Origin of the sequence: Streptomyces sp. NBC_00425 (assembly GCF_036030735.1) — a bacterium.
Classification (GTDB): domain Bacteria; phylum Actinomycetota; class Actinomycetes; order Streptomycetales; family Streptomycetaceae; genus Streptomyces.
The window spans coordinates 1,724,422-1,737,442 of sequence record NZ_CP107928.1 but is presented as its reverse complement, the minus strand read 5'-3'; the positions used below and the strand labels follow the sequence as shown (position 1 = coordinate 1,737,442).

13 protein-coding genes are annotated in these 13,021 nt (G+C 73.1%); 8 read left to right on the top strand and 5 right to left on the bottom strand.

The features are described 5' to 3' along the window. Positions 1-9: 9 nt before the first annotated feature. Positions 10-891, bottom strand: coding sequence for a LysR family transcriptional regulator (locus tag OHS82_RS07175; protein WP_057581029.1), 882 nt, complete (start codon positions 889-891; stop codon positions 10-12). Between the two features lie 131 nt (positions 892-1,022). On the opposite strand from OHS82_RS07175, the gene OHS82_RS07170 reads away from it, so the two are divergent. The 6 genes from OHS82_RS07170 to OHS82_RS07145 all read left to right on the top strand — a co-directional run bounded on the left by OHS82_RS07170 (position 1,023) and on the right by OHS82_RS07145 (position 7,686). After that, complete coding sequence (locus OHS82_RS07170) at positions 1,023-1,694, top strand: succinate dehydrogenase (protein WP_057581028.1); 672 nt, start codon at positions 1,023-1,025, stop codon at positions 1,692-1,694. 2 nt (positions 1,695-1,696) lie between these two features. Then, complete coding sequence (locus OHS82_RS07165; protein WP_057581027.1) at positions 1,697-3,655, top strand: fumarate reductase/succinate dehydrogenase flavoprotein subunit; 1,959 nt, start codon at positions 1,697-1,699, stop codon at positions 3,653-3,655. Continuing rightward, positions 3,652-4,401, top strand: coding sequence for a succinate dehydrogenase/fumarate reductase iron-sulfur subunit (locus tag OHS82_RS07160; protein WP_057581026.1), 750 nt, complete (start codon positions 3,652-3,654; stop codon positions 4,399-4,401). The genes OHS82_RS07165 and OHS82_RS07160 overlap by 4 nt, the downstream gene beginning before the upstream one ends. Before the next feature lie 440 nt (positions 4,402-4,841). Then, positions 4,842-5,651 carry a GNAT family N-acetyltransferase gene (locus tag OHS82_RS07155; RefSeq protein ID WP_328433526.1) on the top strand — a complete coding sequence of 270 codons (810 nt, stop codon included), beginning with the start codon at positions 4,842-4,844 and terminating at the stop codon, positions 5,649-5,651. Continuing rightward, positions 5,648-6,601 carry a lysophospholipid acyltransferase family protein gene (locus OHS82_RS07150; protein WP_328433525.1) on the top strand — a complete coding sequence of 318 codons (954 nt, stop codon included), beginning with the start codon at positions 5,648-5,650 and terminating at the stop codon, positions 6,599-6,601. Before OHS82_RS07155 ends, OHS82_RS07150 begins: the two co-directional genes overlap by 4 nt. Beyond that, on the top strand, positions 6,598-7,686 hold the full coding sequence (locus tag OHS82_RS07145) for an NAD-dependent epimerase/dehydratase family protein (RefSeq protein ID WP_079041412.1): 1,089 nt from the start codon (positions 6,598-6,600) through the stop codon (positions 7,684-7,686). Before OHS82_RS07150 ends, OHS82_RS07145 begins: the two co-directional genes overlap by 4 nt. 41 nt (positions 7,687-7,727) lie before the next feature. On the opposite strand, the gene OHS82_RS07140 is transcribed toward OHS82_RS07145, so the two are convergent. Both OHS82_RS07140 and rpmF read right to left on the bottom strand, forming a co-directional pair. Then, a complete protein-coding gene (locus OHS82_RS07140; RefSeq protein ID WP_057581024.1) occupies positions 7,728-8,795 on the bottom strand; it encodes an LLM class flavin-dependent oxidoreductase in 1,068 nt (355 codons plus the stop codon). 113 nt (positions 8,796-8,908) lie between these two features. After that, the gene (gene rpmF, locus OHS82_RS07135) at positions 8,909-9,079 is read right to left on the bottom strand and encodes a 50S ribosomal protein L32 (protein WP_328433524.1); all 171 of its coding nucleotides are present in this window, start codon (positions 9,077-9,079) and stop codon (positions 8,909-8,911) included. Between the two features lie 174 nt (positions 9,080-9,253). On the opposite strand from rpmF, the gene OHS82_RS07130 reads away from it, so the two are divergent. Continuing rightward, complete coding sequence (locus OHS82_RS07130; protein WP_328433523.1) at positions 9,254-9,745, top strand: phosphatase domain-containing protein; 492 nt, start codon at positions 9,254-9,256, stop codon at positions 9,743-9,745. A gap of 5 nt (positions 9,746-9,750) precedes the next feature. Here OHS82_RS07130 and OHS82_RS07125 read toward each other — a convergent pair whose 3' ends face one another. Continuing rightward, positions 9,751-9,966 (bottom strand): dodecin, encoded by a 216-nt coding sequence (locus OHS82_RS07125; RefSeq protein ID WP_057581022.1) that lies wholly within the window; start codon positions 9,964-9,966, stop codon positions 9,751-9,753. Between the two features lie 230 nt (positions 9,967-10,196). Here OHS82_RS07125 and OHS82_RS07120 point away from each other — a divergent pair, with 230 nt between their 5' ends. Further along, positions 10,197-11,462, top strand: a complete 1,266-nt coding sequence (locus OHS82_RS07120; protein ID WP_328433522.1) for an extracellular solute-binding protein — start codon at positions 10,197-10,199, stop codon at positions 11,460-11,462. 95 nt (positions 11,463-11,557) lie between these two features. On the opposite strand, the gene OHS82_RS07115 is transcribed toward OHS82_RS07120, so the two are convergent. After that, on the bottom strand, positions 11,558-12,964 hold the full coding sequence (locus OHS82_RS07115) for a pyridoxal phosphate-dependent decarboxylase family protein (protein ID WP_328433521.1): 1,407 nt from the start codon (positions 12,962-12,964) through the stop codon (positions 11,558-11,560). Positions 12,965-13,021: the final 57 nt, after the last annotated feature.

The following is a 13,021-nucleotide window of genomic DNA, read 5'->3' as shown; positions in this document are numbered from 1 at the left end:
CGGCCCGGCTCACCGCTCCAGCAGCATGCGCTGCAGCTCACGCGCCGCCCGGGGCGGCGCCACGTCACTGCGGTGGGCCAGGGCGATCGTGCGGTGCAGACCCGGCCGGGCGAGCGGGGTGACCCGCAGGCCCCGGCCGGAGCGGGCGGCCACCATACGGGGGACGACGGCCACCCCGAGGCCGGCCCGCACGAACCCGAGCACCGCGTCCATCTCGCCGCCCTCGACCGCGAAGTCGGGTTCGAAACCCTCCGCGCGGCATGCGGCCACCGTGAGTTCCCGCAGGTCGTAGCCGTGCCGGAACATGACCAGACGTTCGCCCTCCAGGTCGGCGATCCGCACGGTGCGCCCCTGTCCCGGCTGGGGCGCCTCGGGCGAGGACACCACCACCAGGTCCTCACGCAGCAGCTCCACCGTGGTCAGCGCCGGCGACGGGCTGGGCAGCGGCAGGACGACCAGGGCGAGGTCCAGGGCCCCGCGCGCCAGTTCGCGGACGAGGTCGTGCGAACCACCCTCCTCGATCAGGAGCCGGATGCCCGGATAGCGGTCGTGGAAGGCGCGCAGCACGTCCGGCAGCAGGCCCGTGCAGACACTGGGCGTCGCCCCGAGCCGCACCCGCCCGCCGCGCATCTGCACCAGCTCCTGCACCTCGTACCGGGCGGTCTCGGTGTCCGCGAGGATCCGCCGGGCGAGCGGCAGCAGCGCCTCGCCCGCGTCGGTGAGCGTGATGTTCCCCCGCGCCCGCAGGAAGAGATCCGCCCCCAACTCCCGCTCCAGGGCCTTGATCTGCTGCGACAGCGACGGCTGTGCCACGTGCACGAGCTCGGCGGCGCGGGTGAAGTGCCGGGTCTCGGCGACCGCCACGAAGTACTGGAGCTGCTGGAACTGCATGCCTCCAGCGTACGCTGACGATAGGCGAGGCCTATGGAATCCAGGCGGACCATGTCTTGGACCGATCGGGCGGCCCGGCCGTAGCGTCTGCAGACATGGCTCTGGCAACGCGGACGGACCGACGGTCGTCCATGGCGCGCACGGTGTGGGACTCCTCCGTCGGCAAGAAGACGGTGATGGCCGTAAGCGGCATGATCATGCTGCTGTACCTGGTCGCCCACGTCATCGGCAACCTCAAGATCTTCTTCGGTCCGGCGGAGTTCGACCACTACGCCCACTGGCTGCGCACGGTCGGCGAACCGTTCATGCACTACGAGTGGACGCTCTGGCTCGTACGCGTCGCACTGGTCGTCGCGGTGGTCGCCCACGCCGTCTCCGCGTACCAGCTCAGCCGCCGCGACCTGAAGGCGCGGCCCGACAAGTACGTGCACAAAAAGCCACGGGCGAGCTACGCCACCCGCACCATGCGCTGGGGCGGCATCATCCTCGCCCTGTTCATCGTGTGGCACATCCTGGATCTGACCACCGGCACCGTGCACAGCGGCGGCTTCCAGCCGGGCCACCCGTACCAGAACGTCGTGGACACCTTCTCCACCTGGTACGGCAACGCCGTCTACATCGTCGCGATGCTCGCCCTCGGCCTGCACGTACGGCACGGCTTCTGGAGCGCGGCCCAGACCCTCGGCGTCGGCAGCCGCACCCGCGACCGCGCCCTCAAGATCTTCGCCGACGTCCTCGCACTGCTGCTCACGGCTGGTTTCCTCGCCGTGCCCGTGGGCGTCATGACCGGAGTGGTGAGTTGAACATGAGTCCCTTCTCCTCCTACGCGGACTACCCGACCGGTGAGCCGGTCGTCGACACCAAGGCGCCGTCCGGCCCCGTCGCCGAGCGCTGGGACAAGCGCCGGTTCGAGGCCGCTCTGGTCAATCCCGCCAACCGGCGCAGGCACACGGTGATCGTCGTCGGCACCGGCCTCGCGGGCGGCTCCGCCGGGGCCACGCTCGCCGAACAGGGCTACCACGTCGTCCAGTTCTGCTACCAGGACTCCCCGCGCCGCGCCCACTCCATCGCCGCCCAGGGCGGCATCAACGCGGCGAAGAACTACCGCAACGACGGCGACTCCGTGCACCGGCTCTTCTACGACACCGTCAAGGGCGGCGACTTCCGGGCCCGGGAGTCCAACGTGCACCGGCTCGCGCAGATCTCCGTCGAGATCATCGACCAGTGCGTCGCGCAGGGCGTGCCCTTCGCCCGCGAGTACGGCGGCCTGCTCGACACCCGCTCGTTCGGCGGCGTGCAGGTCTCGCGGACCTTCTACGCCCGCGGCCAGACGGGCCAGCAACTGCTCCTCGGCGCCTACCAGGCCCTCAGCCGGCAGATCGCCGCCGGCAACGTCGAGATGCACCCGCGGACCGAGATGCTCGACCTGATCGTCGTCGACGGCCGGGCCCGCGGCATCGTGGCCCGGGACCTGATCACCGGGAGGATCGACACCTACGTCGCGGACGCCGTCGTCCTGGCCACCGGCGGTTACGGAAACGTCTTCTACCTGTCGACCAACGCCATGAACTCCAACGCCACCGCGATCTGGCGGGCGCACCGGCGTGGCGCCTACTTCGCCAACCCCTGTTTCACGCAGATCCACCCCACCTGCATCCCGCGCACCGGCGACCACCAGTCGAAGCTGACGCTGATGAGCGAGTCGCTGCGCAACGACGGCCGGATCTGGGTGCCGAAGGCCGAGGGCGACGACCGTCCGCCGAACCGGATCCCCGAGGACGAGCGCGACTACTACCTGGAGCGGATCTACCCCGCGTTCGGCAACCTGGTCCCGCGGGACATCGCCTCGCGCGCCGCCAAGAACGTCTGCGACGAGGGCCGGGGCGTCGGCCCCGGCGGACAGGGCGTGTACCTGGACTTCGCCGACGCGATCGCGCGCATGGGCCGCGAGATTGTCGAGGCCCGGTACGGCAACCTCTTCGACATGTACCGGCGGATCACCGACGAGGATCCCTACGAGGTCCCGATGCGGATCTACCCGGCCGTGCACTACACGATGGGCGGACTGTGGGTCGACTACGACCTGCAGACCACCGTCCCCGGCCTGTTCGCGATCGGCGAGGCCAACTTCTCCGACCACGGCGCGAACCGCCTCGGCGCGAGCGCCCTCATGCAGGGCCTCGCCGACGGCTACTTCGTCCTCCCGGCGACCGTCAACGACTACCTCGCCCGCCATCCGCGCCAGAGCGAGGTGAGCGACGAACACCCCGCGGTCCAGGAGGCGCTGGCCGAGACCCAGGACCGCCTGAACCTGCTGCTGTCGGTGGACGGCGACCGCACCCCGGACTCCTTCCACCGCGAACTCGGTGAACTCATGTGGGAGTTCTGCGGCATGGCCCGCACCGACGCCGGACTGCGCAAGGCCCTGGAGCGCATCCCGCAGATCCGCGAGGAGTTCTGGCGGCGCATCAAGGTCCCAGGGACCGGCGAGGAGTTCAACCAGTCCCTGGAGAAGGCCAACCGGATCGTCGACTACCTCGAACTCGCCGAGCTGATGTGCCTCGACGCGCTGCACCGCGCCGAGTCCTGCGGCGGCCACTTCCGCGAGGAGTCCCAGACACCGGACGGCGAAGCCGCGCGCCGCGACGACGAGTTCGCCTACGCGGCCGCCTGGGAGTTCACCGGCACGGGGCACGCGCCCACCCTGCACAGGGAAGACCTGGTCTTCGAGTACGTCCACCCCACCCAGCGGAGCTACGCATGAGGCTCACCCTGCGCGTCTGGCGGCAGCGCAACACCGACGCCGACGGCGCCATGTCCACGTACGAAGTGGACGGCATCTCGCCCGACATGTCGTTCCTGGAGATGCTCGACACCCTCAACGAGGAGCTGATCCTGCGCGGCGACGACCCGGTCGCCTTCGACCACGACTGCCGCGAGGGCATCTGCGGCGCGTGTTCGCTCGTCATCAACGGCGACGCGCACGGACCGGAGCGCACCACCACCTGCCAGCTGCACATGCGGTCCTTCCGGGACGGCGACACCATCGACGTCGAGCCGTGGCGGGCCGCCGCCTTCCCGGTCGTCAAGGACCTGGTGGTCGACCGCGGCGCCTTCGACCGGATCATCCAGGCCGGCGGGTACGTCACCGCACCCACCGGCGCCGCGCCCGAGGCCCACGCCACGCCGGTGCCCAAACCGGACGCCGACTTCGCCTTCGAGCACGCGGAGTGCATCGGCTGCGGGGCGTGTGTGGCCGCGTGCCCCAACGGGGCGGCGATGCTGTTCACGTCCGCCAAGGTCAACCATCTCAACGTGCTGCCGCAGGGCGCGCCCGAGCGGGAGACCCGGGTGCTGGACATGGTGGCGCAGATGGACGAGGAGGGGTTCGGCGGCTGCACGCTCGCCGGGGAGTGCGCGACCGCCTGCCCCAAGGGCATCCCGCTGACGTCCATCACCGGCATGAACAGGGAGTGGCTGCGGGCGACCCGGAAGGCCGCCAAGCGGTAGCGCCGGGCAGATGGAGCGTTCGCCGAAGGTGCGGACGGGCGGGGCCGGGAGTGGTGCTCCCCGGCCCCGTCTCGCGTCCGCGGGACGGATAGGGTGCGGCCCTTGACGGGCGAACCCCGACCGCCGACGGACCGTGCGGCGATCGGCCAACCGACCGGCCAACCGACCGGCCAACCGACCGGCGAGGCGAACGGCGACCGGTGACAGACCGGCGAAGCGACCGGTGACAGACCGGCGAAGCGACCGGTGAGAAGACCGGCGGAGAGACCGGCGCCCTCCGACCCGCCCCTGCGTCGGCCCGAGTCGTTCAGCAAGCCCACATCAGCTCTCTTCGCGCCGGTCACGCCCAGGTCGGCCGGGAGCGGAAGAACAGGGGCGGCAGCACCCACGCCACGGGGCTGCAGCCGCTGCGCCTACCCGGCCCGCGACAGGAGAGAGCCATGACCGGCATTTCCACGCTAGACCGTCCCCAGCAGTCCACGGCACCCGCCCGCTACACCGTCACCCTGGCCCGCGACGAGGACGACGTACGGGCCGCGCAGCGGCTGCGGCACGACGTGTTCGCCGGCGAGCTCGGCGCCTCGCTGGCGTCCTTGCAGCCGGGCCTCGACGTCGACCCGTTCGACGCCCACTGCGACCACCTGCTGGTGCGCGACACATACACCGGCCAGGTCGTCGGGACCTACCGGCTGCTGCCGCCGGAGCGCGCCTCGGCCGCCGGACGCCTCTACTCGGACGGCGAGTTCGACCTCGGCGCGCTCGACGCGATCCGGCCCGGCCTTGTCGAGGTCGGCCGCTCCTGCGTGCACCCCGACCACCGCGACGGCGCCGTCATCGGCCTCATCTGGGCCGGCATCGCCCGGTACATGGTGGACCGCGGCCACGCGTGGCTGGCCGGCTGCTGCTCCATTCCGCTGGCCGACGGCGGCGCGCTGGCGGCCGGCGCCTGGCAGCGGGTGCGCGCGAAGCACCTGGCGCCCGAGGAGTACCGGGTGCGCCCGCTGCGGCCGTGGACGCCGCCCCCGTCCGCCCCGTCCGCCCCGTCCGCCCCGCCCGCCCCGCCCGCCGCGGCCGGACGCACCGAGCTGCCCGCCCTGCTGCGCGGCTACCTCCGTCTCGGCGCCTGGGTGTGCGGGGAGCCCGCCCACGACCCCGACTTCGGCGTCGCCGACCTGTACGTGCTGCTGCCGATGAGCCGGGTCGACCCGCGCTACCTGCGGCACTTCCTCTCCCTCGTGCCCGCCGCGTGAGCGTCTGGCTGCCCGGAGCGCCCTGCACTCCGCGGGTGTGCGTGCGGGCGACGGCGTCCCGCACGGGCGTGGCGAGGGCCGTGCTGCGGCTCACGGCGGTCGCGGTGCTGGTGCTGGCCGGGGTGGTGCTGTCGCCGCTCCGGGGGCTGATCCCGGCCGGCGCGGTGCGACGGTGGAGCCGGACCGTCGTCCGGGCGGCCGGGGTGCGGGTCCGGGTGACCGGCGCGAGCGCGCCGGCCGCCGGGGGACTGCTGCTCGTCGCCAATCACATCTCCTGGCTGGACGTCCCGCTGCTGGCCGGCGTCCGCCCGGCCCGGATGCTCGCCAAGGCCGAGATCCGGCGGTGGCCGGTGGCGGGCGCGCTGGCCGCGCGCGGCGGAGTGCTCTTCATCGACCGCGACCGGCTGCGCTCCCTGCCGGCCACGGTGGAACGGATCGCGCAGGTGCTGCGCTCCGGCCGGGCGGTCGCCGTGTTCCCGGAGGGGAGCACCTGGTGCGGCCGGGCCCAGGGGCGTTTCCGGCGGGCGGTGTTCCAGGCCGCGCTGGACGCCGGCGCCCGGGTCCAGCCCGTGCGCATCGGCTACCGCGACGGCGGCGGGGCGGTCAGCACGGCGGCCGCCTTCGTCGGCGACGATTCCCTGCTCGCCTCACTGTGGCGGGTGGCGTCCACCCGGGGCCTGGTGGCCGAGGTCGAGGTGCTGCCCGCCCTCGCGGCGGACGGTCACCCGGACCGCAGGGCACTGGCCGAGGCTGCCGGGGCCGGGGTGCTCGACGCGCCGCGTGAGCGGCCCTCACCCGTCCCGGCCGCCGTCCGGCACGGCCCGCGCGGCGCACGGCAGGCGGTCGGCGGCGGCAGCCGGCCGCCGCGGCGATTCCCGGCAACGCGGGGACGGTCGTGCCGAGTTGATGGGATCATGACGCGTCCCGACCTTCGAGGGGAGCGCGTGTGAGTACGGAACCGGCCGACGCACCGGTGCTGGTGACGGGCGGCAGCGGCTTCGTGGCCGCCCATCTCGTCGAGCAGCTCCTCACACGCGGCTACCGCGTGCACACCACCGTGCGCTCCACGGCGAACGCGGCCAAGTGCGGTCCGCTGCACGCCCTCCAGGACGACTTTCCCGGCCGCCTCGTCCTCTTCGAGGCCGACCTGCTCACCGAGGGCTCCTTCGACAAGGCGATGCGGGACTGCACGGTGGTCTTCCACGTCGCCTCGCCGTTCCTGATGCCGGAGAAGATCAAGGACGGCCGCCGGGACGTCGTGGAGCCCGCTCTGCGGGGCACCCGCAACGTCGTGGCGTCGGTCGAGCGCACGAGGACGGTCCGCCGGCTCGTCCTCACCTCCACGGTGGGCGCGATCTTCGGCGACTACGCCGACGTACGGGAGATGGACGGCGGGACGCTGTCGGAGAAGTACGTCAACACCACCAGCACGGTGGAGAACAACCCCTACCACTACGCCAAGACGGTCGCCGAGCAGGCGGCCTGGGAGGCCGAGGCCGCACAGCACCGCTGGCGCATGGTCTCCCTCAACCCCGGCCTGGTCCTGGGCCCTTCGCTCACCCCGGCCTCCGACTCGGGCAGTCTGTTCCTGCTGGACGAACTGTTCAAGGGCTACTTCTTCTACGGCGCCCCGGACTTCAGTTTCACCACGGTCGACGTGCGGGACGTGGCCGCGGCCCACATCGCGGCCGCCGAACACCCCGGCGCCCACGGCCGGTACATCCTCGCGGCCGAGGAGATGACCTCCTTCCACCGGATGGCGCAGATCCTCCTGGAGCACCACCCGAGGAACCTGCGCCTGCCCCGGACGGCACTGCCGCACTGGCCGGTCCGCGTCCTCGGTCCCGCCTTCGGACTCTCCCAGGCCTACATCCGCAGCCATCTCGGGATCCGCTTCCGCGTCGACAACCGCAGGAGCACCGAGGAACTGGGACTCGTCTACCGCCCGATCGAGGAGACCGTGACGGACCACTACCGGGCCTGGCGGGAACAGCGCGCTCGCGGGAGCGGCGCGCTCCGCGGCGTCCGGCGCTGACCGCGCGGGGCCGGACAGGGCGCCGCCGCGCCCGAGATCGGTCACCCGGGGAAAACCCCGCGGTTCGCTGCGTGCCGGAGCGTGGCCGCCCGGCGGGGGGCGTCGGCGCGCTCGCCGTCGACGATCGCGGCCAGCCGCCGGAAGGACTCCAGCAGCGCGGTCCGGTCGTAGGTGCTGGTCGTCACCAGCACCTCCTGCGCTCCCGTCTCCTCGAGCACGGTCTCCAGCTCACGGGCGACCTGTTCCTCGTCGCCGACGACGCCGCCGGCGAGCCCGGCCTCGTAGAATCCGCGCGCCCTGGCCGTCATCGGCCTCCTCTCGGCCTCCTCGGCGGGCGGCAGCGGAGGGAACGTGCCGTGGGTCCGCGAGTACGCCATGGACCAGGCCTCCGGTACCAGCAACCGGCGCGCGGCCTCCGGCGTCGCGGCCACGGCGACCGTCCCCGAGACGACGACGTACGGTTCCGCCGCCCACGGCGAGGGCCGGAAACCGGCGCGGTAGCGGTCGATGCCGCGTCGCATCCTGTCGCGGTCGCGGAGGTCGCCGACCACCATGGGCAGGCCCGCGCGGGCGGCGATCTCCGCTCCCTCGCCCAGGGCCAGCACGAACGGCGGCACGGCCAGACCCTCCGACGGCCGGGCGCGGACCCCCGTGGGCGAGGCGCCGACGAACCAGTCGAGCAGTTCCCGCAGCTGCCCGGCGAAGTCGTCGGCGTCGTCCTTGTCCCGGCCGAGCGCCCTGCGCACCCCGTCGGTGAAGCCCACCGAGCGGCCGAGCCCCATGTCGATCCGGCCCGGGAAGAGGGACTCCAGGACGCCGAACTGCTCGGCCACGACCAGCGGTCGGTGGTTGGGCAGCATCACCCCGCCGGTGCCGACCCGGATGGTGCTGGTCGCACCGGCCACGGCCGCCGCCAGGACGGTGGGCGCGGACCCGGCGACACCCGGCACGCCGTGGTGCTCCGACACCCAGAAGCGGTGGAAGCCGAGCCGCTCGGCCTCCTGCGCCAGCCGCACGGTGTCGCGCAGCGCCTGTGCGCCGGTGTGGCCCTCACGGATGCGCGAGCGGTCGAGGACGGAGAAGCGGGCCGAGGCGATCACGGAGCTCATACAGGGTTCAACGTCTGGCGGTCCCCGGGATTCCTCGCCCGGGTGCGTCGGTCCGCGTACACCCGCCCCGCGTCCCCTGCCGGGCGTCCTCCACCCGTCGCCCTCCACCCGCCTCAGCCCTCGGGCTGCAACAGGCCGCGCTCGTACGCCTTCAGCAGGCGCTGGGGCACGAGGTGCCGCACACCGTCGACGGTGACCGACACCAGCCGCGGCGCGGTCGCCTTCCACCGGGCGCGGCGGTGGCGGGTGTTGCTGCGGGACGTCTTCCGTTTGGGAACGGCCATGGGAACCTCCTCGATCGGCTCGCGGTGAGCTTCGAGGACGCTATATGAAAATGGATACCATGAGCAATTAGGGCGACGGGGTGGGTGCGGGTGGGTGCGGGGGGGGCGAGGGGGGGCGGGGCGGCGGGGGCGTCGAAGGCCGCCCGGCGGCGGCGCCTGGCTAGGGTGGGCGGCGTGAACGAGAGCAACAGGCGGCCCCTCGCCGTGTTCGACCTGGACAACACCCTCGCCGACACGGCCCATCGGCAGCGGTTCCTGGAGCGCAGGCCGCGCGACTGGGACGCGTTCTTCGCGGCCGCGCCGGACGACCCGCCGATCCCGGAGGGCGTCGCGCTGGCGCTGTCCAGCGCCGAGGAGTGCGAGGTCGTCTACCTCACCGGCCGACCCGAGCGCTGCCGGCGCGACACACTGGAGTGGCTCGCCGCGCAGGGGCTGCCGGAGGGACGCGTGCACATGCGGCGCAACGGCGACCGCCGGCCCGCCCGGCTCGCCAAGCTGGAGATCCTGCGCGGGCTCGCCCGCGACCGGACCGTGCGCGTCCTGGTGGACGACGACGAGTTGGTCTGCGCCGACGCCGAACGGGCCGGGTTCACCGTCGTGCGGGCCCGCTGGGCCGCCCCTTCGGGCGAGCTGAAGCAGGCGCAGGAGGGTGAGGGCCGTACCTGAGCGGCTCAGTCCGACTCGTCCAGGCGGAAGCCGACCTTCAGGCCCACCTGCCAGTGCGCGATGTCGCCGTTCTCGATCTGGCCGCGCACCTGGGTCACCTCGAACCAGTCCAGGTTGCGCAGCGTCTGCGAGGCGCGGGCGAGTCCGTTGCGGACGGCCTGGTCGACGCCGTCCGGCGACGTGCCGACGATCTCCGTGACCCGGTAGGTGTGGTTCGACATCGGGGCTGCTCCTCTCGACCGTGACGGCGTCGTCACGTGTGTCACGCGTCACTCCACCGTGCCCCAAGCTGCGTCGGAGCGCGAGGCGTCGGCGCGGACGGGCGGCTTCCGGGTCGATCCCCTTGACCCCTCGCATTGGTCCATACCAAAATCCGGGGCACCCGTTCGAGCGCCGCGCTCGTCCCCCATGTCGGGCCCCCGCCCTGTCCGCCAGACAGAACAGGACCCCCGTGCGACGTCGCCTCCTCGCCCTCCTCTGTGTGTCCGCCGCCCTTCTGACCGCCTGTGGGGTGCTGCCCGGGACGGGGGGACCCGACCGGAGCACGGTCACGGTGTGGCTGATGAAGGACAGCGCCTCGCAGGAGTTCCTGGACCGGTTCACCGCGGACTTCGAACACGGCCACCCCGACCTCGACCTCGACGTCCGCATCCAGGAGTGGACCGGCGTCGGCGACAAGGTGGAGGCCGCCCTGGAGGCCGGGTCCGACGACGAGAACGGGCCGGACGTCATCGAGGTGGGCAACACCCAGGTGCCGCGGTACGTCGTCGGGCGGGGGCTGCTCGACCTGACGCTGGAGTCGGCGGCCAAGTGGGGACGGGACGACTGGCTGCCCGGTCTCGCCGAACCCGGACAGCAGCGCTTCCACCAGTACGGCATCCCCTGGTACGCGGCCAACCGGGTGGTGATCTACCGCAAGGACCTCTTCGAGCAGGCCGGCGTCACCGCCCTGCCCCGCACCCGCGCCGAGTGGCTGGCCGCCACCCGGAAGCTGAACGCGGGCGGCCGGCAGGGCATCTATCTCGCGGGCCAGGACTGGTACACCCTCTCCGGGTTCATCTGGGACGAGGGCGGCGACCTCGCCACCGAGGAGGGCGGGCGCTGGCAGGGCGCCCTCGACACGAAGGCCGCCCTGCGCGGCATGGACTTCTACCGGCGCCTGCAGTCGCTCGGCAGGGGACCGGTCGCCGCCGACGAGGAACACCCGCCCCAGGCGGGGGTGTTCGCCGCGGGCAGGGTGGCCCAGATCGTGGCCGTGCCCGGGCTGGCTCGGGTCGTGCTGGAGCAGAACCCCGCCCTGGAGGGCGAGTTGGGCTTCTTCCCGGTGCCCGGCAAGAGCGCGGACCGGCCGGGCGCCGTCTTCACCGGCGGATCCGACCTCGTCGTCCCCCGCAACACCGACGTCCGCGCGGGCGCCGTCGCCGTGGTCGCCGCGCTGACCGGCGCCAGATGGGACACCGAGCTGGCCCGCACCATGGACTACGTGCCCAACAAGGCCGAACTGGCCGGAGCCGTCGCGGGGGAGGAGGGCGCCTCGGCCATGGCGGCGGGGGCCGCGCAGGGCCGCGCGACCCCCAGCACGCCCGAGTGGGCCGCCGTCGAGGCGGACAACCCGATCAAGGGCTACATGACGAAGGTGCTCACCGGGGCCGACCCGGCGACCGAGGCCCGCAGCGCCGCCCGCCGGATCACCCGGGCGCTGACGGTGACCTCCTGAGCGTCCCCGCTCCGCCCTCGCTCCGTCCCCGCTCCGCCCCCCGCGGGAACCTGGCCGACGGCTCGCGTGCGACGCCGACCTCGCGCGGAGGACCGTCAGCGAGCTGCTGCGGCCGGCGGCGGGCCCGGCCGGACGGTGCGGCGGAGCGTGTGGAGCACCTCGATCACCTCGTCCGCACGGGTGTCGGGGTTCACGAAGGCCATGCGCAGGACCGTCCTGCCGTTCCACCGGGTCGGCACGCACAGCGTGGCACCCGTCCGGGCGGCCTGCGCGGACCATGCCGCGTAGTCCTGCGCGCTCCATCCCGGTCGTTCGAACAGGACGACGGACAACTCGGGTTCGGCGACCAGGCGCAGGTGGTCGCTTGCCCGGATGGCGTCGGCGACCTGTCGGCTGGTGGTCAGGGTCCGTTCCACGGCGGTCGCGTAGCGGTCGGTGCCGTGGACGGCCAGGCTGAACCAGAACGGCAGGCCGCGGGCGCGGCGGCTGAGGTGGAGCGCCAGGTCCGACGGGTTGTGGGCGTCGCGGTCGATGGCGTCGAGGTAGTGCGCCGACTGACTGTGCGCGGCGCGTGCCGGAGCGGGGTCGCGGTAGAGCAGCGCGCAGCAGTCGTACGGCGCGAACAGCCACTTGTGGGGATCGACGACGAAGCTGTCGGCGCGCTCGATGCCGGTGTAGCGATGGCGCACGCTGGCAGCCGCCAGGCCGGCTCCGCCGTAGGCGCCGTCGACGTGCAGCCACACGCCGTGCCGTTCACAGGCGTCGGCGATCGTGTCGAGCTCGTCGACCAGGCCGGCGTTCGTGGTCCCCGCGGTGGCCGCGACGGCGAACACCCCGTCGGTGGCGTCGAGGGCGGCGTTCACGGCGGCTCCGGTGAGGTGCCCGTGCCGGTCCACGGGCGCGGTGACCACCTCCACGTCCATGGCGCGCGCCGCGGACCGGATCGAGGAGTGTGCGCTGTCGGCGCACACGATCTTCCAGCCTCCGGCCGGGCGGGGCCGGCCGGAGGCGGCGGCGCGGGCCGCGACGAGGGCGGAGAGGTTGCCCATGGTGCCGCCGCTGACGAAGCATCCCGCCGCGGTGGCGGGCCAGCCGAGCAGCCGGATGAGCCACGCGAGCGCCTCGTTCTCGGCGTGGATGGCCCCGGCCCCGGCCTCCCAGGTCCCCGCGAAGATGTTCGCCGCACCGGTGACGGCTTCGAAGGCGAGCGCGGCCCGGGTGGGGGCCGCGGGGATGTAGGCCAGGTTCGTCGGCCCGTTCTGGGCACGGGTGGCGGGCGCCAGGACGCGGTCGAAGAGAGAGAGCGCTGCGGCGGCGCCGATCCCGGGGGCGGTGACGGTGCTGCCGGCGGCTTCGGCCAGGTCGGCTGCGGGGCGGGCGCCCGTCACCGGGTCCGGGTCCTGCCTCAGACGCTGCCAGGCGTACTGCACGGCAACCGAGACAACCTCGTCCTCGTCACCCCACACCCGGCCCTCGGCAGGGGAGACGCTCTTCACTGTCATGTCATCGCATGGTGCTTTCTGCATGGCCGAAACCTAGGAACGGTCATCAGGATGCGC